Below are 14,417 nucleotides of genomic sequence, written 5' to 3' on the forward strand. Positions count from 1 at the left end.
CTCAACTCCTTAGTGTTGCTCCCAGCTCATCTTTCAGTGCGTCGATAACACCGTTGAAGAGCGAATGCACTTCATCTTCGTTTAACGTACGCTCGGGATGCTGCCAGAACAGGCTGAGAGCCAAGCTCCGGTTGCCCTCGCCCAAGCTCTCCCCTTCATATACATCAAACGCGCGCAACGCTGTCAGGCGCTCACCGGCGTGTTTTCGGGTTACACGCTCTACGTCGGAAAACGCGACCTCGCCACCAATAATAATAGCCAAATCCCGACGAACTTCCGGGAATTTCGAAATTTCTTTGAAATTAGGCACATATCCAGTAACGATCGAATTCAAGGATAGCTCAAACATCAGGATGGTGCCATTAAGTTCAAGATTTTTCTGCACTTGTGGGTGCAGCGTACCTAGCCACCCCACATGCTCACCATCCCGCAGGAGTTCGGCTGTCTGGCCGGGGTGCAGCGCCGGATGCCGGCTGCCAACAAACCCGATTTCAATACCCAGCAAGCTGAACAAGCCTTCTAACTCACCTTTTACATCAAAGAAATCGGCCGTTCTGCGACCGTTTACCCAGTTTTCAGGATATTGTGAACCAACAACCACGCCTGCCAACATGGGCTGCTGGTCGATACGCTGGTCGTCCTGCAGAAAGCGCAAACCTGTTTCGAACAGGCGGATGCGCGGCTGCTGTCGATTCTGGTTATGAGCGACTGTTTTCAGCAAGCCACTCCAGAGATTTGTGCGCATGACTGACAGATCCGACGAAATGGGGTTCGCCAAGGCTATGCCTTCACGCTCTGGTCGATCTGAGCCTGCACCTTCGGATCCACAAAGCTGTAGGTGATCGCCTCCTGGTAGCCGTGAGACACAAAATAATTCTGTATAGCCGACAACGGGCGAGTCGCCTCGTCATTTAGCCGAAGGCCCAAGGAGCCCGTTGGCTCAGTAACCGGCAGATTGTTGTAGCCGTAAATACGCCCCACCTCTTCGATCAAGTCTTCTTCGATCGAAATGTCCGGCCGAAAACTGGGCACAAGGATACGCCAGCCATCCTTCAACAGCTTATCAACGCGCAAACCAAGGCGGGTCAGGATTTCCTCAACGGTAGTACGGTCAATTTCCAGGCCTAACACATCCGCCAAGCGCTTTGCCCGCAAATCAATTACTCGGGGTTTTGGCAAATGCTCTGCACTGGAGACTTCAATTATCTCGCCAGGCTCACCACCTACTATGTCCATCAATAATTTTGTAGCGCGTTCCATGGCATCGCGAGCAAGCTCGTAATCCACGCCACGCTCAAAACGATGGGACGCATCTGTGTGCAGGCCATAGTGGCGGGCCTTACCCGCGAGAGAGATCGGCTCAAAATAAGCAGACTCAAGCACCAGGTCACGGGTTTTTGCGCTAACGCCCGAGTGCTCACCACCCATAATGCCCGCAATGGCAATGGCCTTCTCATGATCGGCAATCACCAGGGTCTTTTGGGTCAGCTCAACTTCCTGGCCATCCAATAGCACCAGCTTTTCCGCTGGCTTGGCCATGCGTACGACAATACCGGTATTTATCTCATCACGATCAAACGCATGCAGAGGCTGGCCCTGCTCCAGCATCACGTAGTTGGTAACATCCACCGCCGCATCAATTGAGCGCACACCTGCACGGCGGAGCTTCTCCCGCATCCACAGAGGTGTTTCTACCTGAAGATTCACGTTGCGAAGAATCCGCCCCAAGTAGCGCGGGCAAGCTTCTGGTGCATCCACGCGAATATTAGGTACTTCTGAGTGCACAGCTTCAATAGGATTGATCTGCGGTGCTTCTGGAACCAAGCTGTTTAGCACGCCCACTTCTCGCGCAATCCCTTTAATAGAGAGGCAGTCGCTGCGGTTGGGGGTCAGGTCCACATCTATGGCCACATCGTTCAGCTTGAGGTAATCGCTCAACGCTGAGCCGACCGGTGCATCGGATGGCAGCTCCATCAAGCTTCATGGCTTTCAGACAAACCCAATTCGGATTCAGAACACAGCATCCCTTCTGAAGGCTGGCCGCGCAGCTTGGCTTTGCGAATTTTGAAATCGCCGGGCAATACTGCGCCAATCACCGCAAAAGGCACTTTCAAGCCTTGGCGTACGTTGGGCGCACCACACACAACCTGCACAACCTGGCTGCCGTCATTCACCTGACATACACGGAGCTTGTCCGCGTCTGGATGAGGTTCAACCGATTGAACCTCCCCAACGACCACACCCTGAAACTTGCCGGCCACGGGCTCGAAGCCATCAACTTCCAGCCCTGCCATCGTAATCTGATCCATCAACTCCTGAGAGCTGATGTCCGGGTTAACCCATTCGCGCAACCACTGCTCACTGAATTTCATGGTTATTGCCTTGTCCTGATGCGGTTTCGACTGTTGATTTGGATGCCGTAAACGTTGTGTTAACGGAACTGACGCAAAAAGCGCAGATCGTTCTCAAAGAACATGCGCAGGTCATCTACGCCATAGCGGAGCATGGCCAGGCGCTCGGCACCCATGCCAAATGCAAAACCACGATATTCCTCGGCATCAATACCGCAGTATCCAAACACTTTCGGGTGCACCATGCCGCACCCCATGATTTCCAGCCACTTAATGCTTCCATCGGCTTCACGACCCCACTCGATATCCACCTCGGCAGAGGGTTCGGTAAACGGGAAGTAAGATGGGCGAAAACGCACCTGAAGATCGCGCTCGAAAAACACTCGCAGGAACTCCTCAACGGTACTTTTCAGATCCGCAAAACTGACATTTTTCTCTACCAACAACCCTTCAACCTGATGAAACATCGGGGTGTGGGTCATGTCAGAGTCGCAACGATAAACCCGCCCAGGCAAATCATACGAAATGGAGGCTTTGCCGCTTCCATCGTACGGATCTGAACCGGGGAGGTATGGGTGCGCAACAGCGTACCCGGGTTGAAATAGAAGGTATCGTGCATAGCCCGAGCCGGGTGGTGGCCTGGAATATTCAGCGCTTCAAAGTTGTGGTAATCGTCCTCAATCTCTGGCCCCTGCTCTACGGTGTAACCCGCACGGGAGAAGAACTCTTCGATACGCTGCAGTGTACGGGTAACCGGATGCAAGCCACCAAGATCCTGACCGCGGCCAGGCAGGCTTACGTCAATGGATTCATTGGCAAGCTTTTGCTCAATGGCAATTCGTTCAAGAGAGCTACGCTTGGCATTAATCGACTGCTCAACCTGTCCTTTTGCCTCATTAATCTTCTGGCCGGCTGCGGGGCGCTCCTCTGCGGAGAGCTTGCCCAGCGTTTTTGCCTGCTGAGTAATAATGCCCTTTTTGCCGAGGTATTCCACACGAATTTGATCAAGCGCCTGCAAGCTGTCGGCTTTTTCGACCGCCGTTAAACCGTCCTGAACCAGTTGCTCCAGGTTTTCCATTGACCCTGCTCCAAACCAGAAGTGAGGATTTCAAAATTGAAATCTTTAAACAAAAATAGGGGAAGAGCGTGCCCTTCCCCTATTAAACAATGCCTGTTGCTTTATCAACAACTGGCACCGGATCGATTCGTAATCGATGAAAGAGCTAAGCGATCAAAGAGATGCTTTTGCTTTCTCAACAACAGCGGCAAATGCCTGCTGTTCGTTCATGGCCAGATCTGCCAGAACCTTACGATCGATTTCAACGTTTGCCTTTTTCAGGCCAGCGATCAAACGGCTGTATGACAGGCCGTTAACCCGAGCGCCTGCGTTGATACGGGCAATCCACAGTGCGCGGAATGCGCGCTTACGGTTACGACGGTCGCGATACGCATATTGACCGGCTTTGATAACCGCTTGCTTGGCAACGCGGAATACACGGCTACGAGCTCCGTAGTAACCCTTGGCCTGCTTTAAAACCTTCTTGTGACGACGACGTGCAACCACGCCACGTTTAACACGAGCCATACCTTAATCCTTCTACCTTAAAACCGTTGTGAGTGTATTGCTGCGTTACTTACCGAGCATACGCTTTACGGATGCCACATCAGACTTGGCAACCAATGAAGTACCACGCAGCTGACGCTTACGCTTAGGGCTCTTCTTGGTCAGGATGTGACTGGTGAAGGCTGACTTGTGCTTGAAGCCGGTAGCAGTTTTCTTGAACCGCTTGGCCGCTCCGCTTTTCGTTTTCATCTTAGGCATTTTTAAAACTCCGCATTCGTTTTTAATGACATCAATGTGAACCTGAACGACAAAACCCCCGCTTATGGCAGGGGATTCATCACTGAATCAAATTCACTTCTTTTTGCGGGGAGCCACGATCATGGTCATTTGACGGCCTTCCATTTTCGGCCGCATTTCAACCTGAGCCAGCGCGTCAATGTCTGCTTCAATTCGCTCCATGAGTTTCATACCAATTTCTTGGTGTGCCATCTCACGGCCACGGAAGCGGATAGTGATTTTGCCGCGATCCCCGCCTTCAAGGAAACGTACCAGGTTGCGTAGTTTTACCTGATAATCCCCTTCTTCAGTTCCTGGTCGGAACTTAAGCTCTTTGACTTGCGTCTGTTTCTGCTTCTTCTTGGCAGCAGCCTTCGCTTTTTTCTCGTCGAAGACTTTTTTGCCGTAGTCCATTATTTTACAGACGATCGGATCGGAATCTGTAACCTGAACCAGATCCAGGGTCGCCTCCTCTGCCATCTTGAGGGCGTCTGCGATCGGAACTACACCTACCTGATTGCCTTCGGCATCGATCAGGCGGATTTCAGTTGCATCAATATTCTCATTGATCGGCGCCTTAGGAGTACGCCCACCCCGATTCGTTCGCTGTTTAATAGTCAAATCTCCGTCTTGATTCTGCCCTTGCGATCAACATCTTCTTTCAGAAGTTGTTCGAACGCTTCGAGCGATAGGGTTCCCAAATCTTCACCTTTGCGGGTTCTCACCGCAACGGTGTTGTTCTCGACTTCTTTATCGCCGATAACGGCAAGAAAGGGAACTTTGTTAAGAGTATGCTCGCGGATTTTAAAGCCGATCTTCTCGTTTCTCAAGTCAGCATTAACCCTAAAGCCTAAAGAATCCAACTTTTTCGCCAGATCCTGACAATAATCACGCTGATTATCGGTAATATTGAGTATTGCGACCTGAGTTGGAGCCAGCCACGTTGGGAACGCGCCTTCGTACTCCTCAATCAAAATACCAATAAACCGCTCAAACGAGCCAAGTACTGCACGATGCAACATCACCGGCGTTTTACGCTCGGAGTTATCCGCGACATATTGCGCGCCAAGGCGACCCGGCATGGAAAAATCTACTTGGATAGTGCCACACTGCCACACCCGTCCGATACAGTCCTTGAGAGAAAACTCAATTTTCGGGCCATAAAAAGCGCCTTCGCCGGGCAACAACTCCCAATCGACGCCTTCACGGTTCAAGGCTTCTTCCAGAGCTGCTTCAGCTTTGTCCCAAACTTCGTCAGAGCCCACTCGCTTTTCCGGGCGGGTAGAAAGCTTATACAGGATTTCATCAAATCCGAAATCTTCGTAAACTTCGTGAAGAAGCTCGATAAACTTAGAGACTTCTGGCTGAACCGCATCTTCTTCACAGAAAATATGGGCATCATCCTGGGTGAACCCTCGCACCCTCATCAAACCATGCAACGCACCAGAAGCCTCGTTGCGGTGGCATGAGCCAAACTCTGCGAGCCGCAACGGGAGATCCTTGTAGCTTTTCAGGCCTTGGTTGAACACCTGGATATGGCAAGGACAGTTCATGGGCTTGATGGCGAAATCGTGCTTTTCGGATTCCGTGGTAAACATATCATCACGGAATTTGTCCCAGTGGCCGGACTTCTCCCACAAGCTGCGGGAAACCACCTGAGGTGTTTTGATCTCTTTATAACCATGACGGTGCAGAGTCCCGCGCATGTACTGTTCAATTTCCTGATAAAGCGACCAGCCGTCTGGGTGCCAGAACACCATTCCCGGCGACTCTTCCTGCATGTGGAACAGGTTTAGCTTTTTGCCAATCTTTCGGTGGTCACGCTTTTCCGCTTCTTCCAGGCGGTGCAGATAAGCTTTAAGGTCTTTTTTGTTACCCCAAGCGGTACCGTACACCCGCTGTAACTGCTCGTTACTGGTATCGCCACGCCAATATGCACCGGCCACCTTAGTTAGCTTGAAGGCCTTGAGCTTGCTTGTACTGGGCACGTGAGGGCCACGACAAAGATCAATGAAATCGCCCTGCCGGTAAAAAGACAGGTCTTCATCGCCCGGAATATCTTCAATAATGCGAACTTTATATTCTTCGCCCATTTCATCAAACAGCTTTACCGCTTCGCTGCGGGAAAGCACAGAGCGGGATACGGAAATATCCTGCTTTGCGAGCTCTTCCATGCGCTTCTCGATCCGAGCCAGATCTTCATTGGTAAAAGGCCGGTCGAACTTGAAGTCGTAATAAAAGCCGTTATCGATCACCGGCCCAATGGTTACCTGAGCTTCCGGGAACAGCTCTTTAACCGCCATAGCTAGCAGGTGGGCGGTAGAGTGGCGGATAACGTCAACACCGTCTTCATCACGCTCTGTGATAATGGCCAGCTCTGCATCCTGCTCGATCCGGTGGCTCGTATCCACAAGCTTTCCGTCTACCTTACCGGCAAGTGCTGCCTTGGCAAGGCCGGCGCCAATATCGGCGGCGACGTCGTGCACAGTAACGGGTTCTGCAAAACTACGGTGGCTGCCATCTGGCAGAGTTATGACGGGCATGAAGCGCTCCTGTTGATTGCTCAGCGGTGATCTATACCAGAGATCACATGTTGACGGCGTTCCGTGATACAAACCACGGGCCGTTTCGAGGCGCAGTTTAACAGAAAAAACCCCGGCAAGTTAACGCCGGGGTTTGTTTAGAGCTTTGCTTGGCAGTTTGCGTGCTGCGCTCGCCGAATTACTGCGAAGGCACAAAAGCCGGACGTTCACCCTCGCCTGCTCTGCGTCGCAACTGTGCGAAGGCTAGTAGACCTAGCAAGAGCAGTGCCGGAATGAACATCAGCTCTTTTGGTGGCCGTGGATTTGCCACCTGCACGACGTCGATGGTCCAGCCAAAGCTAAGTCCGGCTTTTTCGGCATCACTGCCAAAGTTGACGAACTCAACGTTCATTACGTCACCTGCCTTGGACACTTCCAGCCCAGCAGCCGCCAGCCGTTTTTCAGGCGTATCGCCTGCCGGCAACGGCAGCTGCAGGTACTTGGAAACATCATCACCCGACAACGACATGCCAGAAGCCTGAAGGACAATAGGCTGGTCTGCAGCAACTTCGTCTACGTGTTGCATTAACTCCGCGCCGGGGCGGTCGTTGGTGGGTGGGTAGATCTCATCCCACCAGAAGCCCGGACGGAACAAAGTAAACGTAATAAGCAGCAGACCTATGGTTTCCCACCAACGGGTTTTGGTAAACCAGAAGCCCTGAGTGGCAGCAGAGAACACCAGCATGGCGGTGACCGCGCTGAACACCGTCACCAACAAATCGAACCAGCCGGTCAGCCCGATCAACAATAACTGAGTATTGAAGATGAACATAAACGGCAGAATGGCGGTTCGGATGTCGTAGGTGAAGCCCTGTATACCTGTTCGTATCGGGTCCGCCCCCGAAATCGCCGCCGCGGCATAAGCCGCCAGCCCCACAGGTGGCGTGTCATCCGCAAGTATGCCGAAGTAAAACACGAACAAGTGCACCGCGATTAACGGCACCAGCAAGCCGTTTTCTGCTCCCAGGCTCACAATAACCGGCGCCATCAGGGTAGACACCACAATGTAGTTTGCGGTGGTGGGCAGCCCCATTCCCAGAATCAGGCTGATAACAGCGGTAAAGCCCAGCATCAGCAGTAGGTTACCGCCGGAAATAAACTCCACGAACTGAGTCATAACCAATCCGATGCCGGTGAGGGTAACGGTACCCACAACAATCCCCGCGGTAGCAGTGGCCACACCAATACCCACCATGTTGCGAGCGCCGGTGACCAACGAATAGGTAAGGTCTAGCCCGCCCTGCTTAAGACCGTTGAAGTAATTGCCCCGGTCGTTAAAAAACGCTTTCAGAGGGCGCTGGGTGATAATGATAAACACCATAAACACCGTGGCCCAAAAGGCTGACAGCTGTGGCGAAAAGCGTTCAACCGTAAGGCACCACACAAGCACCACAACAGGTAACAGGAAATACAGACCGGTTTTTACCGTTGGACCTACCTCTGGCAGCTCGTCCATTATTGAATCCGGGCCATCTTCTTCCAGTTCGGGGTAGCGCGAGCCATAGCCTACCAACGCAACGTAGGCGGCCAGCAGCAACGGGGTAAGAACCCACATAGCCCCACTACCAAGCACGTCCTTCATCCAACCGACGCCGTAATACACTGCAAGTGTAAGCACACTTAGCCCTAGCAACATCATCACCCAGACGAGCATACGCTGGGCCAGGGTTGGCTTGTTCAGCCGCTCGACGCCCTTCATGTTCATCTTGCAGGCTTCCAGGTGAACAATGTAAATGAGAGCCACGTACGAAATCATCGCCGGCAGAATGGCGTGCTTGATCACCTCAAGGTAAGAAATGCCAACATACTCGACCATTAAAAATGCAGCAGCACCCATGATTGGCGGCGTCAGCTGGCCATTAGTAGAGGCTGCAACTTCTACAGCACCCGCTTTGGTGGCGGGGAAACCTACCCGCTTCATCAGCGGAATAGTGAACGTGCCTGTTGTAACCACGTTGGCAATGGAAGAACCGGAAATAATACCGCTAAGACCACTGGCCACCACCGCAGCTTTTGCAGGGCCACCGCGCATATGCCCCAACAGGGCATAGGCAACCTTAATAAAGTAATTCCCAGCACCCGCACGCTCAAGCAACGCGCCAAACAACACAAACAGGAATACAAAGCTGGTTGAAACACCCAGGGCAACACCAAAAACACCTTCGGTACCTAGCCACTGGTGCGAAGCCAGTTTGTTCAGACTTGCCCCTTTGTGGGAAATGACGTCTGGCATGTAGGGGCCAGCCAAGGAGTAGATAATAAAAACACCTGCCACAATCGTGAGCGGCAGGCCCAGCGCCCTGCGGGTTGCTTCCAAAAGCAATACTAGCCCGGCCATTGCGACAATAAGATCCTGCGTATTCGGCGAGCCAGGCCGCATGGCCAACTGATCATAAAAAACGTATAAATATGATGCTGTGAACGCTGCAGCCAACGCTAGAACCCAATCATAAATGGGCACTTCGTTTGCGTGCTTACCCCGTATCATGGGGAACGCTGCAAACGCCAGGAATGAGGCAAAAGCAAGGTGAATCGAGCGCGACTCCGAGGAGTTGAACACACCAAATTCGAATATGTACGGTAAGGGAGATGCAATCCAAAGCTGGAAAAGAGACCAGAGTAAAGGAACAACAAAAAGAATGATCGCAGCAGACCCGGTTGCAGCCCTTCCACCGGATTCGGTCTGAAGAAACTCCTCAACCTTCTGCTTATCGATACGATCCCCGGCACTAGGGTCGCTGTTGGTCATAGCAGAGTCCTGTCAGAGGAAAACGGTAAGATAATTTAAAGCTGCGGGCTGAGATTGCCCGCAGCTGATTTAATCGCCGGAAACCGAATTAATCGATTAGACCAGCTTCCTTGTAATACTTAGCGGCACCTGGGTGCAGTGGCGCACTCAGGGCATCAGACACCATTTCTTCCTTCTTCAGATTAGCAAAGGCTGGGTGCAGGCGCTTGAAACTGTCGAAGTTTTCGAACACAGCTTTGACCACTTCGTACACTACTTTGTCGGGTACGTTGGTAGAAGATACAAACGTTGCGGCTACACCGAAGGTGGTTACATCGTCATCAGAACCACGATACATACCGCCAGGGATCACAGCTTTCCGGTAGTACGGGTTGTCATCTATCAGCTTTTTGGCCGACTCGTTATTCACGTTTACCAGAACACTGTCACAAGATGTGGTTGCTTCTTTGATGGCACCGGATGGGTGACCAACTGTGTAGAAGAACGCATCAATGTTGCCATCACACAGAGCCTGGGACTGCTCCGCGGCCTTAAGTTCGGCTGCGAGAGAAAACTTGTCCATGGTCCAGCCCATTTCGTCCATCAGCACTTCGGCGGTAGCACGCTGGCCAGACCCTGGATTACCCACAGAGACCCGCTTGCCGGCAAGATCTTCGAAGTTCTTGATACCGGAGCCTTTGCTGGCTACGACGGTAAACGGTTCTGGGTGAAGTGAAAATACAGCCCGCAGATCTTTGTTGGGGCCGTCGTCCTTGAATTGGCTTGTGCCATTGTAGGCATGGTACTGCCAGTCGGATTGCGCAACCGCCAGATCCAGCTCGTTCTGGCGAATGGCATTCAGGTTGTATACAGAACCACCCGTACTCTCAACAGAGCAGCGGATTCCATGCTCTTTCCGATCCATGTTAACCAAGCGGCAAATGGCTCCACCGGCTGGATAATAAACGCCGGTTACACCGCCTGTCCCGATGGTTACGAAGCGTTGTTCCTGCGCGGAAACAGCCGTTGAGGCCGCACCCAGGCTGACAGCCGCTGCTACTGCGAATGCGGAGGCTTTAAGTTTCAATGTCATGTGAATTATTCCTTATTTTGATCGTTGTCATCAACCGCCCGCCTGAGCTCGCGGGAAAGTGTCGCGCTCGATATAGAACATAGACCACTTCACCCTATAAATAAAGTATGTATTAGCTCGCTAACCAGTTGAACAAGCAACAAAAAAGCCCGCTCTTCGGGCTTTTTTGTTTTCATTGCAAACTCTATTTTGCAGTGCGTGCTTTTGCAATCATCTGGTCCGGCCGCAGCAGGAACCTCGCCAGCGCGGGCAGTAACCAGATTGCGCCAACCATGTTCCACAGGAACATGAAGAACAGCAAGAAGCCCATATCCGCCTGGAACTTGATTGGTGAGAAGATCCAGGTCACCACGCCAAGTCCCAGAGTAACGCCGGTAAACATAACAGCCTTACCGGTTGAACGCAGGGTCTCGAAATACGCATCCTGAAGCGTCTTGCCTTCCAACAGGTATTTTTCAAGCTTGCTGTAAATATAGATGCCGTAATCCACACCAATACCCACACCAAGCGCAATAACCGGCAGAGTTGCTACTTTGATACCAATGTCTGATACCGCCATGATCGCTTCACCGAGAACCGAGGTCAGGCCCAGCGGAATCACGATACACAGCACAGCTCTTATGGACCGGAAGGTAGCAAAGCACAGCAAACTTACCACACTGTATACCAGGATAAGCATCATATCCTTGGCGTTGGCGATAACCTCATTGGTAGCCGCTTCAACGCCGGCATTGCCAGCCGCTAGCAAGAAAGTATGTTCGTCATCACTGTTAGCCTTGGCAAACACTTCAACCCTCTTGACCACGGTTTCCAACGTCTCCGCTTTGTGGTCTTCAAGGAACACAAGCACTGGCGTCAGGCTGCAGTTGGTGTTGATAAGCCCGGATGGCGCCTCACGGATAGACGCGTTGATGATGGTCTGGTTGCGCGAAATCTCATACCACTTCCAGTTACCCTCGTTCAGAGCCTTGGTCACGATCTTGGAAACGTCGGCAAGAGAAGCAGAAGACTGTACGCCTGGCGTGTTTTGTAGCTCCCACTGCAATGAATCCATGGCGCGCAGAACATTGTACTGGGTACATTGCTCTACTGGTGTTTTGACCATCACTACCAGTACGTCAGCACTGGTAGAGTAGTTATCGATTATATAAGCGTTGTCCAGATTATAGCGCGAGTCCGCACGAAGCTCCGGTGCGCCTTGGTCAAGATCTCCCACCTTCAGGTCTTGCTTGTAATAAAGACCAAGACCCAGACCAATCACAGCAATAAGCAGCGAAATCGGTGCAACGCCCGGGTGAGCGAAGTACGACATTACACGCCACTTCCGATCCTGCTTTTCACCGTGGTTCTGTACGTGACGAATACCACCTTTAGAGATGCCAAGGTAGGACATGATCAGCACATGAAGCACTAAATTGGTGAGGATAACGAAAGCCACACCCAAGCCGGCCGCGATGGCCAAATCGCGAATAACGTCGATTTCGATAAAGAATAATGTAAGGAAACCGAAGGCATCGGAAATCAGTGCCAGCATGCCCGGAATATAGAGCGCACGGAATGCCAGCCTGGCTGCAGTTACTGCATCAAAGCCCTTGCCGGCCTCAACAGCCATGGCATTTATAATCTGAACCCCGTGGCTGATACCAATAGCAAAAACCAGGAAGGGAACAAGAACCGAATATGGATCCAAGCCGTAACCCAGAAGCCTCAAGGCACCTAGCTGCAAGAACACAGCAACGATCGATGTGAATACAGGCACCAGCGTGCCGGTAATACACCGGGAATACCAGAACAGCAGCAGTGTGGTCAGCAGAATTGTAATGCCTGCAAACCAGGCAATAGACCCGATACCTTCAATCAGGTCACCGACTTTTTTGGCGAAACCGACAATATGAATGTCGATATTCGGATTTTGCCCTTCGTACTTATTCCGTATCTTTTCTTCGAGCTGGCGGGAAAACGTGGCGTAATTCAATGGCTCGCCCGTTTCCGGGTTTTTTTCATACAGCGGGGCGTACACAATTGTGGACTGGAAGTTATCTGATACCAGCCGCCCTACTTCGTTTGACCGGAGGATGTTCTGGCGTAGCTTCTCCAGGCTTGCAGGCGAGCCGTCGTAGCCATCTGGAATAACGGTGCCGCCCTGGAAGCCTTGCTCCGTTACTTCCACCCACCGAACGTTTGATGTCCACAGGGTTTTCAGACCCGAGCGATCGACACCGTCAAGATAAAAAACCTCATCGGTGATCTGCTTAAGAGTCTCCATGTACTCTGCAGAAAAAATGTCGCCGGTTTTGGTCTCCACAGCAATACGTACAAAGTTGCCAAGGTTCTCCAGGTCATTCCGATGTTCCAGCATGTTGATAACATACGGATGTTCAAGCGGGATCATTCGCTCGAAACTTGCATCCGGCTGGATTTTTACAGCGTTATAACCCAAGAACACCGTCAACAGAAGAAAGCCGATAAGTATCACGGCTCGGTTGTTGAAAATCAGGCGTTCCAAAAAAGGCTCCGCCTTGGGCGTTGTCAGGTAGTGCTCGCCCTTATCATGGTTCGGGTTGGACATTCAAAAGCCCCTCTATTATTTTTCAGTTGTTGCCACATCAGGGCGTTATTGAAGGTTCTTTCCGCGCGCATCGATAATTGTTACGCCGCTTTCGCCCACGATAAGAAGATTGGTTCCAGATACCGGAACCACACTCATGATGCCAGCCCGGTCACTGCGAAAGTGCTCACGAAATGAATCTGCATCATTGCTGCTCATAAGCACCGTGCCACCATTACCTACTAACGTGATCCGGCCGTCGTCAGCCACAACTCCATCATTAAGCGTTGCGCCTGCATTGTTCGGAACCATGCGCCAGCTCTTTCCCAAATCCGTAGAGAACAGCATATTGCCACGCAGTCCAAATGCCAGAATCTCATTGACCTGGCCAGTCCCAATCACGCCAAACAAAGAGCCTTGATACGGGCTTTCACGACGCTCCCAGGTATCCCCGCCATCTACAGAAACGTGGATCTGCCCGGCCTCACCAACAATGGCCAGCGCGCCTCCCGTTATGCTGGCAATGCTGTTGAGGTGGAAGTTCTGCGCATTTTCAATTTTTGATGCCCAGTCTTCCCAGGTTTCACCGCCGTCTTCCGTACGCAGGATCATGCCATAGGCGCCTACAACAAATCCGTACTGGTCATCCTTAAACCAAACACTCAACAATGGATTTACAGGGCCGATGTCCAGATCTGACTGCATGTTTTCCATGGTAAAAACCACATCGTCAATAGCCCACTCCAGATCCTCCTTTTCAGATTCTGGGGCGTCTTCAACGCGCTCTTCCATTGCAGCAATCTGTGCTTCTTTACCGGCGATGGCCAGTTCGGTTGCTTCGATACCAGTTAACTGCAGATTCCAACTCTCACCCGCGTCCTCGGTATGAAGCACCACGCCACTGTGACCAACGGCCCAGCCGTGAGTGTCGGATCCAAAGTCTACAGCGGTCAGTGTCACCGAGACGGGAACACTGCCCTGATCCCAAGTCTTACCATCATCATCGGAGTAAATGATGTGCCCCCTCTCCCCAACCGCAACAATGCGATCACCCGCAAGCACTGCGTCATTCAGAAGACTTGTGGTAGCCAGGTCGGTTTGCCGGGCGGGAGTTTCAATGATATCCGCAAGCGCAAACGCCGCTGGCGAAGACCAAGCCATGGAAAGCCCGAGGCAGGCTGCCCCCACTGTCTTGCACGTCAACCTTTTAGCCATTCAGATTGCCTATTATGTTGTTTGAACTGTAATCTCTGGCCGGCAATGCCGGCAATGACG

The 14,417-nt window shown here is 52.0% G+C and carries 8 protein-coding genes and 2 pseudogenes; all 10 read right to left on the reverse strand.

Annotated elements, in window-relative coordinates:
• Position 1: 1 nt before the first annotated feature.
• The 10 genes and pseudogenes from pheT to BCA33_RS07995 all read right to left on the reverse strand — a co-directional run bounded on the left by pheT (position 2) and on the right by BCA33_RS07995 (position 14,357).
• Positions 2–2,372 (reverse strand): annotated as a pseudogene (gene pheT / locus BCA33_RS07950) (phenylalanine--tRNA ligase subunit beta).
• 59 nt (positions 2,373–2,431) lie between these two features.
• A pseudogene (gene pheS, locus BCA33_RS07955) lies at positions 2,432–3,429 on the reverse strand (phenylalanine--tRNA ligase subunit alpha).
• Positions 3,430–3,582: 153 nt separating this feature from the next.
• Complete coding sequence (gene rplT, locus BCA33_RS07960; protein WP_071264802.1) at positions 3,583–3,936, reverse strand: 50S ribosomal protein L20; 354 nt, start codon at positions 3,934–3,936, stop codon at positions 3,583–3,585.
• Positions 3,937–3,981: 45 nt separating this feature from the next.
• Complete coding sequence (gene rpmI / locus BCA33_RS07965; RefSeq protein ID WP_071264804.1) at positions 3,982–4,173, reverse strand: 50S ribosomal protein L35; 192 nt, start codon at positions 4,171–4,173, stop codon at positions 3,982–3,984.
• A 93-nt stretch (positions 4,174–4,266) separates the two neighbouring features.
• The gene (gene infC / locus BCA33_RS07970; RefSeq protein WP_083394675.1) at positions 4,267–4,812 is read right to left on the reverse strand and encodes a translation initiation factor IF-3; all 546 of its coding nucleotides are present in this window, start codon (positions 4,810–4,812) and stop codon (positions 4,267–4,269) included.
• The gene (gene thrS, locus BCA33_RS07975; RefSeq protein WP_071264806.1) at positions 4,809–6,734 is read right to left on the reverse strand and encodes a threonine--tRNA ligase; all 1,926 of its coding nucleotides are present in this window, start codon (positions 6,732–6,734) and stop codon (positions 4,809–4,811) included. Before thrS ends, infC begins: the two co-directional genes overlap by 4 nt.
• Positions 6,735–6,912: 178 nt before the next feature.
• On the reverse strand, positions 6,913–9,522 hold the full coding sequence (locus BCA33_RS07980; protein ID WP_071264808.1) for a TRAP transporter permease: 2,610 nt from the start codon (positions 9,520–9,522) through the stop codon (positions 6,913–6,915).
• A gap of 88 nt (positions 9,523–9,610) precedes the next feature.
• Positions 9,611–10,594: a TAXI family TRAP transporter solute-binding subunit gene (locus tag BCA33_RS07985; RefSeq protein WP_071264810.1), complete on the reverse strand. Its 984-nt coding sequence runs from the start codon at positions 10,592–10,594 to the stop codon at positions 9,611–9,613.
• A gap of 184 nt (positions 10,595–10,778) precedes the next feature.
• Entirely contained in the window at positions 10,779–13,163 is a 2,385-nt protein-coding gene (locus tag BCA33_RS07990; protein ID WP_071264812.1) for an RND family transporter, read from the reverse strand.
• A gap of 45 nt (positions 13,164–13,208) precedes the next feature.
• Positions 13,209–14,357 carry a YCF48-related protein gene (locus tag BCA33_RS07995; protein ID WP_071264814.1) on the reverse strand — a complete coding sequence of 383 codons (1,149 nt, stop codon included), beginning with the start codon at positions 14,355–14,357 and terminating at the stop codon, positions 13,209–13,211.
• Positions 14,358–14,417: the final 60 nt, after the last annotated feature.

It is taken from the genome of Marinobacter sp. AC-23 (assembly GCF_001858325.1).
Taxonomy (GTDB): domain Bacteria; phylum Pseudomonadota; class Gammaproteobacteria; order Pseudomonadales; family Oleiphilaceae; genus Marinobacter.

What these genes read in the sequence shown, in the direction of transcription:
- rplT (WP_071264802.1), bottom strand. Translation starts at nt 3,936, where the DNA reads ATGGCTCGTGTTAAACGTGGCGTGGTTGCACGTCGTCGTCACAAGAAG.
- rpmI (WP_071264804.1), bottom strand. Translation starts at nt 4,173, where the DNA reads ATGCCTAAGATGAAAACGAAAAGCGGAGCGGCCAAGCGGTTCAAGAAA.
- thrS (WP_071264806.1), bottom strand. Translation starts at nt 6,734, where the DNA reads ATGCCCGTCATAACTCTGCCAGATGGCAGCCACCGTAGTTTTGCAGAA.
- BCA33_RS07980 (WP_071264808.1), bottom strand. Translation starts at nt 9,522, where the DNA reads ATGACCAACAGCGACCCTAGTGCCGGGGATCGTATCGATAAGCAGAAG.
- BCA33_RS07985 (WP_071264810.1), bottom strand. Translation starts at nt 10,594, where the DNA reads ATGACATTGAAACTTAAAGCCTCCGCATTCGCAGTAGCAGCGGCTGTC.
- BCA33_RS07990 (WP_071264812.1), bottom strand. Translation starts at nt 13,163, where the DNA reads ATGTCCAACCCGAACCATGATAAGGGCGAGCACTACCTGACAACGCCC.
- BCA33_RS07995 (WP_071264814.1), bottom strand. Translation starts at nt 14,357, where the DNA reads ATGGCTAAAAGGTTGACGTGCAAGACAGTGGGGGCAGCCTGCCTCGGG.